The 10805-nt window shown below is 70.8% G+C and carries 9 protein-coding genes; 5 read left to right on the plus strand and 4 right to left on the minus strand.

The window, feature by feature from the left end:
• Both ACGFIO_RS07595 and ACGFIO_RS07600 read right to left on the minus strand, forming a co-directional pair.
• Positions 1–2820 (minus strand): Calx-beta domain-containing protein (locus ACGFIO_RS07595; protein WP_392823370.1); only part of this gene is annotated, 2820 nt, incomplete at its 3' end.
• Between the two features lie 124 nt (positions 2821–2944).
• Positions 2945–4174: a hypothetical protein gene (locus ACGFIO_RS07600; RefSeq protein WP_392823371.1), complete on the minus strand. Its 1230-nt coding sequence runs from the start codon at positions 4172–4174 to the stop codon at positions 2945–2947.
• A gap of 116 nt (positions 4175–4290) precedes the next feature.
• Here ACGFIO_RS07600 and phoA point away from each other — a divergent pair, with 116 nt between their 5' ends.
• The 5 genes from phoA to ACGFIO_RS07625 all read left to right on the plus strand — a co-directional run bounded on the left by phoA (position 4291) and on the right by ACGFIO_RS07625 (position 9233).
• Positions 4291–5649: an alkaline phosphatase gene (gene phoA / locus ACGFIO_RS07605; protein WP_392823374.1), complete on the plus strand. Its 1359-nt coding sequence runs from the start codon at positions 4291–4293 to the stop codon at positions 5647–5649.
• 79 nt (positions 5650–5728) lie between these two features.
• A complete protein-coding gene (locus tag ACGFIO_RS07610) occupies positions 5729–6508 on the plus strand; it encodes a family 16 glycosylhydrolase (protein ID WP_392823376.1) in 780 nt (259 codons plus the stop codon).
• Positions 6505–7746, plus strand: coding sequence for a hypothetical protein (locus tag ACGFIO_RS07615; RefSeq protein ID WP_392823378.1), 1242 nt, complete (start codon positions 6505–6507; stop codon positions 7744–7746). Before ACGFIO_RS07610 ends, ACGFIO_RS07615 begins: the two co-directional genes overlap by 4 nt.
• 44 nt (positions 7747–7790) lie before the next feature.
• Positions 7791–8489 (plus strand): GNAT family N-acetyltransferase, encoded by a 699-nt coding sequence (locus ACGFIO_RS07620; protein WP_392823380.1) that lies wholly within the window; start codon positions 7791–7793, stop codon positions 8487–8489.
• Positions 8490–8552: 63 nt separating this feature from the next.
• Positions 8553–9233 (plus strand): hypothetical protein, encoded by a 681-nt coding sequence (locus ACGFIO_RS07625; protein ID WP_392823382.1) that lies wholly within the window; start codon positions 8553–8555, stop codon positions 9231–9233.
• 2 nt (positions 9234–9235) lie between these two features.
• Here the strand turns inward: ACGFIO_RS07625 and ACGFIO_RS07630 are convergent, their stop codons facing one another.
• Both ACGFIO_RS07630 and ACGFIO_RS07635 read right to left on the minus strand, forming a co-directional pair.
• Entirely contained in the window at positions 9236–9826 is a 591-nt protein-coding gene (locus ACGFIO_RS07630; RefSeq protein WP_392823384.1) for a GNAT family N-acetyltransferase, read from the minus strand.
• Positions 9823–10710 (minus strand): sulfotransferase, encoded by an 888-nt coding sequence (locus tag ACGFIO_RS07635; protein WP_392823387.1) that lies wholly within the window; start codon positions 10708–10710, stop codon positions 9823–9825. The genes ACGFIO_RS07630 and ACGFIO_RS07635 overlap by 4 nt, the downstream gene beginning before the upstream one ends.
• Between the last annotated feature and the right edge of the window lie 95 nt (positions 10711–10805).

The following is a 10805-nucleotide window of genomic DNA, read 5'->3' on the forward strand; positions in this document are numbered from 1 at the left end:
CCCCGGCGCCAACTCGATACCGACAGTCGCGGTCTCGGTGTGCTCGAAAACGCCGTCGTTCTTCACCGTGATCGGAACGACAACCGACGTGTCGCCGGCGTGAATCGTGACCGGGCTGGTCGGCAACTCGAAGTCGTCCTTGCCGGGCCCGCTCACGCCGTGGGTGGCCGTGCCGTCGGTGACGGTCACCTTGACGTCGACGTCCTCGGCGGCCGCGCGGTCGAGCTGGACGGTGAAGCCCGCCGTGCCCGCCGTACCCTCCGTGAACGGGGCCGGGGCGACCAGGTCGTTGAGCACCGCCTCCTGGCCGGAGTCGTTGTCGGCGATCTCCACGTCGACGCTCGCCGGGGCGATCGGCGCGTCGCCCGGTGACGGGTTGGCCAGCTTCACCTTGAACAGCTCGGTGCGCTCGAAGATGGTGTCCTCGTTGATGGTCACCGGGATCGACTCGCTGACGTCACCGGCCACGAAGTCGACAGTGCCGGTGGCCGTGGTGTAGTCACCGGGCTGCTTCGCGGTGCCGTCCTCGGTGGTGTACCCGGCGGTGATCCGCTTCTCGGTGGTGAGGGCCTGGTTGCCGTTCAGGCTGAAGTCCAGCGTCACCGGGACCTGCACGGTGCCGTCCGACTCGTTCTTCTGCAGCCCGGCCGCGACGATCGTCGGGGTCTTGTCGGCCACGTCGTCGTTGATCGTCAGCCAGACCGGCGCGACGTCCGGGATGCCGGTCAGCGACACCTTGACCGTCTCGGCGTTCTCGTCGGCGGTGTCGGCGAGCAGATCGACGGTGCCGATCGTCCAGGGGTTGCTGATGTTGCCGCCGGGCAGGTTCACCGCGGCGAGCAGGTTGGTGGCGTCGAAGTCGCCCGGCTCGGCGGGGTCGCCGTTCGGCTGGGCGTCACCCGCGGCGGCGAGCGTGATCGCGACCGGGTCCTGAGAGACGCCGGTGACCGTCGCGGTGATCGCGGCGGTCTGTCCTTCCGCCCGGCCGGTCTGGGCGTGCAGTTCCACCAGCGGGGCATCGTCGTCGTTGGTGAGGGTGAGCGTCGAGGTCAGGTCACCGGCCACGATGGCGGGATCGTTCATCGTGGTCGCCACCTTGATCGTGGCGGACTCCGGGCCCTCGTACACCTTGTCGCCGTTGACCTGGAACGTCACGTTGGCCGTGGTCTGGCCGGCCGGGATGGTCACGGTGGCGCTCGGCGCCTCGAAGTCGTTGGCGCCCGGCGCGCCGGCCATGATCACCGCGCTGCCGGGGGTGGCGGTCACGTCCAGGGTGATCGAGGTCGAGCTCGGGTTGGTCAGCGCGACCTCGATGGTCTTGGACACCTGGGTGTCGCCCTCGGCCATCGTGAGGTTGGGGAAGGTCGACAACTGCGGGGTGGCGTCGTCGTCGTTGATCGTCACCGTGTGCACGCCACTCGGTGCCAGGCTCGCGGTGCCGGCGGCGTTGGACAGGGTGACAGTGAAGGTCTCGTTGGGCTCGTCCTTGACGTCGCCCTTGATCTTCACGGTGAACGTCTTCGACGTCTGGCCCGCCGCGAAGACGAGTTCGTCCGAGGTGACCGCGTCGAAGTCCTCGCCCTCGGTGGCCGTGTTGCCCTGCACCGCGTAGCCGACCCGGACCTCGCGACCGGACGCGGCGTCGAGCGAGACGGTGAAGGTCTCGTCCCGGGTGCCCGCGTTGCCCTCGGTCACCGACGCCGGGCTCAACGAGACCACCGGAAGGGCGTCATCGTCGCTGATGTGGCCGGTGGCCTCCATCGTCCCGGCCGTGTAGTAGCCCTGGGTCGGCGCTCCCGGCGCGGTCAGCTTGACCTTGAAGTCCTCCGGGTTGAGCTCGTTGAGCAGATCGGTCGTCGTGGGCACGGACACCGTCTTGGACGTATCGCCGGGCGAGAACACGACGGACTGGTTGGTGACAGCGGTGAAGTCGGCCGACGACGCCGTGCCGGTCTCGGTGTTCGCGACCACGGTGACCACACGCTTGGACGCTGCGGAGAGGTTCACCGTGAAGTCGAGCTGGGTTCCCTCGGTGGCGGCGCCGGGCCCGACGATGTTCACCGTCGGCATCGCGTCGTTGTCGGCGATCTCCACCTGGAGCGCGGGTCCGGGCGCCGCGGTGGTGTTGGTCTCGCCCGAGCCGGCCACCGTGAAGGCCTCGATGTCCGGCTCGTCGAACAGATCGTCGACGATCGGGATGTCGACGTAGCCGGTGGCCGCCCCGACCGTGATGGCCAGGGGAACGTTGTTCTGCCTGGTGTAGTCGTCCGGCTGGACGGCGGTGCCGTCCGACGTGCTGATCGGAATCGTCACGGCACGACCGGAGACCGCCGACAGCGTCGCGGTGACCCGGGCCACTGACGCGTTCTCCGCGACCGGGTTGGTCACCGACAGCGTGTACGTGGGCGTCACGTCGTCGTCGTCGAGGATGCCCTGGGCCTCCACGGCGAGCGGCTGCCCGCCGACCGTGCCGGTGAACTTGAGCTTGAACGTCTCGTCGTCCTCGTCCAGCGCGTCGGAGAGGCCCTGGACGGTGAACTTCTTGGTGGTCGCCCGGGTGCTGTTGGCCGGGAAGGACGTGGTGCCGCTGATCGCGGTGTAGTCCTTGCCGGCCTCGGCCGTGCCGTCCTCGGTGGTGTAGGTCAGGTCCAGCTTGTCCGAAGACCCGCCCTGACGGACGAGTTCGAAGACGAAGGCGTCACTCTCCACCGACTCCTGGTCGCTGGTGAAGTCGACCTCGCCGGCGGCGTAGGCCGGAGTGGCCACGAACACCGCGGGAACGAGACCGATGAACGCGGCGACCGCCGTCGCCAGGAGCATCCGGAGGGAGCGTGGAGCCCCCGGGGTGTAGTGCATGGCTCAACGTCTCCTTCAGGCGGAATCGCACGTACGTCGGACGTAACGTAACCGAAGGTTTACCGCCAAAAGGTGCGAATAGCTTTCTCTACCGGGCCCGCAAACCGCTCAAAAATATCGAGAATATGGCAATACCCAACAGAACAGTCAGAATCGGAAGGCACCACCACCACGCGAGGTCCGGCGGTGGACCGGCCGGCGGGGCGCTCACCCACGGGCGCGCGCTTTTCGACCAGGCCACGAAGGCGTCTCCGACGGGGAGTACGCCGAACGCGTAGCGCCGGGCGTGCGGGGTGTCGATCGGCACCCCGGCGACATCGGCCAGACCGGTCAGCGCGTCGGCGAGCCGCCCGTCGCCCTGCACCCGGGCGGCGCCCATCGTCACCGCGGTGGCCGAGAGGCTGACGCCCAGCACGAGCGGACCGGAGTCGACGTCACCCGCCCCGGCCACGCCGGTCGGGAACTCACGGATGGCCGGGCCCCACGGCCGGAACCGCTCGCGGAACACCCGGTACTGCTGGGCCGCGAAAGCCGGATCGACGTCGACCAGGAATCGCTGGATCATGCTCTGCGAAGAGCCCCGGGCCACCTCGATCGGAGCGCCGGTGGCCACGTCGGCGCGATGCGGCAGCAGCCCGGTGGCCGGGTCGAGCCGCTCCTTCGCCCCGGCCAGCCAGCGGTCGACCGTCGCCCGATAGCGCGGCGCGGGAGTCGCCCGGCCGCCCGGCGCCGGGTCCGCGTGCGGCGGGAAGAGCTTGTCGTACAGCCGGAGCGAGGCGATGGCCACGGTCGAGTCGACCGGCCAGGCCTGGCCCGGATAGGCAGCCAGGAACGGCGTCGGCGCGGCGTCGAAGGCAGCCGCCAGCTCGGCCGAATCACGCTCGAACCGAGCCGCCTCGGGACCGGACGGGTCGAGGGCGACGATGCCGCCGCGCAGCCAGTTGGTCCAGCCGCGGTAGAAGACGCCGTAGGACGGGGTCAGGCCGGCGTCGAAGGGGGCGCGGCCGTCGGCCGAGTCGAGGGCGGCCAGGGCCCAGCGGGCCGCGGTCAGCTCGCCGGCCCGCTCCCCCGGCGGCCGGCCCAGGCCCAGGTCGACCTCGGTCAGGCCGTACAGGGCGTACAGGAAAAAATAGCCCTCGGGGAACATCGCCTGGGCGTCGTGGGCGGCGCCCGACTCCAGCTCCGACCGCAGGAACGCGAGCTGACGGCGTACCGAAGCGGGGTTGTCATCGGCGACGACGAGCCGCACCGCCGCGATCAGCGCGCCCAGGCACACAGCGACGGCCAGCCCTGCCCGAAGCATCCGGAAGATCCGCACCCGCCCGATGGTAGAAAGCCCTGGCCAGCCCAAAGCGGGGAGCAGACGTTGTTTCTGCCGGGGCCGTTCAGCTTCTGTTCACCCGCGGTCCTCCTTAGACTGATGCGGTGTTGCGCATGAATGCTCTTCGTTCCCGCCGGATCGCGCTGACGCTCACCGCGCTCGCGGTCGTGGCCGTTCCCAGCGCGGCCGTCGCCGGTGACGCGCACCGGGACAACACCCAGTCGGCCAAGCACGCGATCCAGGGCGGCAAGGCCCGCAACGTGATCCTGCTGATCGGTGACGGCATGGGCGACAGCGAGATCACCATCGCCCGCAACTACCAGGTCGGCGCCGACGGCCGCCTGGCCATGGACAAACTCCCGCTGACCGGTGCCTACACCACGTACGCCGTGCACAAGGACCGCCCGACCATTCCGGACTACGTGACCGACTCGGCCGCGTCCGGCACCGGCTGGGCCACCGGCCACAAGACCTACAACGGCGCCATCTCGGTGACCCCGGACGGCAAGCCCAAGCCGACCATCCTGGAGAAGGCCAAGGCGGCCGGCTTCCGCACCGGCAACGTGACCACGGCCGAGCTCGAGGACGCCACCCCGGCCGTGCTCGTCTCGCACGTGGTCAGCCGCGACTGCAAGGGCCCGGACGCGATGGCCACCTGCGCGGTCAACGACAAGGTCAACGGCGGCGCCGGCTCGATCGCCGAGCAGCTGGTCGAGACCAAGGCCGACGTCACCCTCGGTGGCGGCAAGGCCTACTTCGACCAGAAGGTCAAGGCCGGCAAGTACTCCGGCCTCACCGTCCTGCAGCAGGCCCAGGTGAACGGCTACCAGATCGTCACCGACACCACCGGCCTGGCCGGCCTCCCGGCCAACCCGAAGGGCCCGGTCCTGGGCGCCTTCGCGCCGAACAACATGGACCTGGAGTGGGTGGGCCCCAAGCCGACCCGCACCGGCACTCCGGCCACCCGCTGCGCCGTCAACACCGCCCGCAACGCCGCCCAGCCGCACCTGGTCGACATGGCCGGCAAGGCCCTGCAGATCCTCGACCGGCAGACCCGGGACAGCCGCAAGGGCTTCTTCCTGCAGATCGAGGGCGCGTCCATCGACAAGCAGGACCACGCGGCCAACCCGTGCGGCCAGATCGGTGAGACGGTCGCCTTCGACGCCGCGGTCAAGAAGGCCCTCGACTACCAGAAGTCCCACCCCGACACCCTGGTCGTCGTCACCGCCGACCACGGCCACACCAGCCAGATCGTGGAGGCGGCGACGCTCGGCTACACGGCGACGCTGACCACCAACGAGGGTGGCGAGCTGACCATCTCGTACGCGACCGCCGACATCACCGGGTCGCAGCAGCACACCGGCACCGAGGTGCGGATCGCGGCCGGCGGCCCGCAGGCGTCCAACGTCCTCGGCGTCACCAACCAGACCGACCTCAACTACACCATGCGGCGCGCACTCGGCGTCAGCTAAGACTGGTTTCAAACTCGCTTTCGAGGCGCTTCCACAGGCGGCGAATGTGGAACTAGTCCTAGGCAGTAGGTTGGGCGGCGTGCGGCTCGCCGGGATCCTGATGGTTCTGATCCTGGTCTCGGGCTGCACGCCGCCCCCGTCCGCACCGGCTCAGCAATGGCGACTGGTCTGGGCCGACGAGTTCGACGCCCACACGATCGACCGGTCGAAGTGGACCATCCGGAACGGCGAGGGCCGTGACGTCGACCTCGGATGCAACGTGGACGACCCGGCCAACTCGTATATCCGCTATGGGTTCCTGGTGATCCGGGGATTGCGGAAGACCGTGCGATGCGGGTCGCGGACAAGGCACTACACGCAGGCGTACCTGGACACCATCGGCCGGTTCTCGTGGACCTACGGGCGCTTCGAGATCCGGGCCAAGGCGCCTTCGGAAGCCACCGGGATCTGGCCGGCGTTCTGGCTGCGCCCCGACGACGGCGGCAAGGGCGAGATCGACGTGGTCGAGCTGCCCGGCGGCGCAAAATGGCAGGACAAGGCCACCGCCGCGATCTTCTACGACTACTCCCCCGTCAAACAGGACACCCGGATCCCGCTGACCGGCGACGGGTTCCACACCTACGTCACCGAGTGGACGCCGACGTCGCTGACCTGGTTCATCGACGGACAACCGGTGTGGCGACGAGACAGCTCGACCACGAAGTTCTTCGGCGAGGTCTTCCACAAACCGTACAACCTGCGCCTGAACCTGCAGGTCGGCGGCTGGCTCGGCGCCCCCGACGCGACCACCGTGTTCCCGGCCGAGTTCGTCGTCGACCATGTACGCGTCTATCAAAGCTCGCCTATGGTTAGCCCGTGATTCCGCAGCAGCGCCGGTCGTCGGCCGCGCGCCCGGACTATCCCGCCGACGATCCGCGTTCGCGCACTGACGGGCTCGGGTGGGTCGCCCGGGCCGTTTTCCCCGGCCCGGCACTGCGGCTCACCGTCGGTGGGGGTGAGCCTTCGGCCGCCCGGTACGCCGTGCTGCCCGCCCTCGACGACGCGAAGTTCCTGCTCCCCCTGGCCTCGCGCACGGTGACCGCGGCGTCCGTACTGGCCTACAACGCCCTGCGCCCGCCCCGGGTCCGCGCCACCCGGGCGGCGATCGGCGGCCTCGCCCGCACCGGACTGCTCGGCCTCACCCGCGCCCCGATCCTGCACGTGTCCGGCGGCCCGCTGCTCACCGACCATCTCGCCGGCCTGCTCGGCACGCCGCCCCTGCACGCCGCCATCGGCATCCGCCCGCCCGACCCGCACCACAAGCCGACGCTGCAACTCTTCGACGATCAAGGGCGGCCCCGGGGGTACGCGAAGATCGGCTGGAACGACGGCACCCGCGCCATGGTCCGGCACGAGGCGGCGGCGCTGGCGTCCCTGCCCGAGGCCACCGGCGACTTCCCGGCCGCGCCCGCGCTGGTCCTGCACACGACCTGGCAGCAGCGGGAGATCGCGATCATCGCCCCGATGCCCCGCCAGGTCCGGCGGATCCGGCGGCCGGCGTCGCCCCGGACGGCGGCGATGCTGGCGGTGGCCCGGGTGTCCGGGCCACGGGTGCCGTTCGGCTCGTCGGAGTTCTTGGACAGCTGGCGGCGGCGGGCGGCCGGCGGGGCGCTGGCCGGGGCCGAGTCGCCCGGGGCGATCACGGTCGACGACGCGATCGAGGCGCTGGTGGCCCGGGACGGCCGGCTGGAGCTGGATCTCGGGCACTGGCACGGCGACTGGGTGCCGTGGAACATGGCCCGCCACCGGGGCCGGCTGCTGGTCTGGGACTGGGAAAACAGTGCTCCGGGCGTACCCGTCGGATTTGATCTGGCCCATCAGTTCTTCCAGACCGCGCTGTCGGGTGGCGCGGCGGTCGCTCCGAGCGCGGCCGCCATGGACCAGGCGTTGCGGCGGCACGGGCGGGCGCTCGGCCTCGACGAGCGGCGGCAACGGTTCGTCGGGGACGCGTACCTGATCGAGCTGTGGCTGCGGACCTACCAGCTCTCCCCCGGCGCCGGCTGGAACCGGCGGCTGCACCCGGCCCTGCTCGACACCCTGGCCGGGCGACTCGCCTAGCCTGGGTCTCGGTTTCCGACCGCACTCGCCTAGCCTGGGATCCCGTGGATGATTCGGTGCTCGACAATCCCGGTTGGAGTTCCTTGACCGGGCCGCACGCACGGTTCGCGGACCGGCACGGGCGGGCGGCGCGCTACCCAGCCGACATGTCACCGTGGCACGCCCTGGAGGATGTCTCCGACCCGGCCGCCTGGGCCGACGCGGCCGAGCTGGCCGGGCCCGGCGGCAAGATCACGCTGATGGGCGGCCCGGCCATCCCGCCCGACGGCTGGACGTTCTTCCGCGGCGTCCCCGGCGTGCAGATGGTCGGCGACGCGGTGGCGGCCGAGCCCGACCCGGATGCGGTGGTGCTCGGCCCGGCCGACGTACCCGAGCTGCGCGAGCTGGTGCAACGGACCGATCCGGGGCCGTTCGAAGAGCGCACGGTGGAGATGGGTACGTATCTCGGCCTGCGCGACGGCGGCCGGCTGGTGGCGATGGCCGGTGAACGGCTGCGGCCGCCCGGGTACACCGAGATCAGCGCGGTCTGCACCGACCCGGCGTACCGCGGCCGGGGCCTGGCCACCCGCCTGGTCCGGGCCGTCGCGGCCAACATTCGCGCCCGTGGCGACGTGCCGTTCCTGCACACCGCCGCCTTCAACGCGACGGCGATCCGGCTCTACACCGCGATGGGTTTCACGCACCGCGGCGCGACGCGTTTTGCCTCCTACCTGACACAAGGAGCGCCTGGCACGAACCCGTGAGCAGACCGGGGGCCAAATTTTCCAGACTGGACTCCTCAACGCGAAATCACAGGGGGAGAACCAATGTCTGGCAAGAAGATCGTCGTCGCGGCGCTGTCGGCCGGTATCGCTGTCGCCGCTCTGACCGGCTGCACGCCGGGCGCCACCCGTCCCGGTGCCGCGGCGCCGATCTCGTCGTCCACCGCACCCACGCCGGCCACCTCGTCCGAGCCCTCGTCTCCGGCCGCTCCGGCGCACAGCGCGGCGCCCCGGCCCACGAAGACCCGGACCACCGAGCCGGCCGGGCAGGGCGGCTCCGGCGGTTCCGGCTCGACCGGCTGGTCCGGCGTCGATTTCAACAAGGTGCTGTTCCGGGCCCTCGGGTGCGTCGACAACGCCGAGGCCAAGGGCAAGGTCGCGCTGTACAGCGTGGACCGCGTCGACCTGGCCGGTGACACCGCCCCGGAGGCCGTGGTGGCCGGTTCCTGCACCCCGCTGACCGGGCCGGACCACGCCTACGTGCTGGTCTTCGACGGCGCCAAGCCCGGCAACCACCCGCGGACGATGCTGAAGATCGGCGACGGCCAGACCCTGACCTCGGCCGACGTGCGGATCAACGGCCGGAACATGCAGATCATCTCCCGGGCGCTGACCGAGAAGGCCCCGCTCTGCTGCCCCGACCTGCTGATCACCCAGACCTGGGTGGGCCACCGCGGCGGCGGCATCACCCGGACCAGCCTGACCACCCAGCACCTCAAGGACTGACGTCAGTCGTCCCCACGCACGCGGGCGTGCAGATGCATGTCATGGCGGCCGTCCTCGTGGACGGCCGCACCGCGTTCGATCCCCTCGGGGCGGAAGCCGGCCTTGGTCGCCACCCGGCACGACGCCGGGTTCCGGGTCGAGTGGTCGAGATGCAGGCGGTGGAAGCCCACATCGAAGGCCCATTCGCTCACCGTACGCAGGGCGGCCGGCGCGACGCCGCGACCACGGGCGGCGGGCACCACCCAGTACGCGCACCCGGCCAGTCCGGCGGCGAAGTTGAAGCCACGCACCGCGATCCGACCCACCACCGCGTCGTTCCGGGTCACCGCCCAGTGCCCGCCCCGCTCCCCGGCCCAGTCCTCGGCGTAGGCGGCGAACCAGGCGCGGGCCTCATCGAGGGAGGCGGGACGGTTGGTGTGCCAGCGGCAGATGGCCGGATCCTGGTAGGCGGCCACGAAGTCGGTCAGGTCGGCGGATACCCACGGGCGCAGCACCAGGTCACCGGGCTCACCGGGTTCGCCGGACCGCAGCACGGGCTGCGGTGTGCGGGCGAGTGACCCGGCGGCGATCACCGGCGGCGTGACCAGGGTCATGACCAGGGGAAGCGCATGTGGAGGTGTGCGGCCAGGGCGGCGTTGTGCGGGGCGTAGAAGGCCCGTAGCTCGGCCCGGGTGGCCGGGTTCATGGCCTGGCTCGGGCGGGTGTTGTGGGCCTCGTAGTGGGGCAGGTCGTGGGGCGGGAGTCCGATGAAGGACAGCACCCGGGCGTAGGTGGCGGCCGGGTCGGCGTAGAGGGACTCGCTGGCCAGGAACAGGAACTGGGACTCGTCGAAGCGGTCCAGCCACGGGTAGAGGTGGTCCAGGTAGAGGCCGCGCTCACGGTAGGCGTACCAGTCGAATGGTTGTGAGAAGTAATGCGGGTCGACGATCATTTTGGCCCGCTCGCCCGCGATGCGCCCGGCCTCCGCGGCCAGGGCATCCTCGAAGGACAGGGGCTCGACGCCCTCGCCGCGGCGTTCCTTCCAGTGTGAGAAGGCGCGTTCGACCGGGTCGCGGAGCAGAACGATGACGCGGGCCCGGGGCATGAGATTGGCGACCCGGTCGGCGGCCAGCGGATGGAACATGTAGAGCGGTGCGGCCTCGCCGGCCCGGGGCGGGGCGCCGTGCCTGCGTTCCAGGGCGGCCCGCTGCCTGACCGTCGGAAAGTGTGAGCGGTACCACGCCTCGCCGCGGTGGTGGTTCTCCTCGAAGTAGTGCGAGGTCTTGGTGTTCCAGGCCGGGAAGAGCCGCGGGACCAGCGGGTGCTGGATCAGGTAGCGCCACAGCGAGGTGGTGCCGCCGCGCTTCGTGCCGATGATCAGGAAGTCGGGCAGGGGGCGCTGGTCGCTCGTACGCACGGCGTAGCGCACCAGCGCGCCGCGGATCTGCTCGCGCGCCTGCCGCGGCGCCACCCCTTTGATCAGGTCCTTGACCGTCACGCTCTCCCCCGTCGACACTTCACCGCGCCCGCCACGCCCGCCCCCAGCGGCACTTTCACCGCGCCCACCACGCCCGCCCCCAGCGGCACTTTCAC

Source organism: Actinoplanes sp. NPDC049265, from assembly GCF_043197135.1.
Lineage (GTDB): Bacteria > Actinomycetota > Actinomycetes > Mycobacteriales > Micromonosporaceae > Actinoplanes.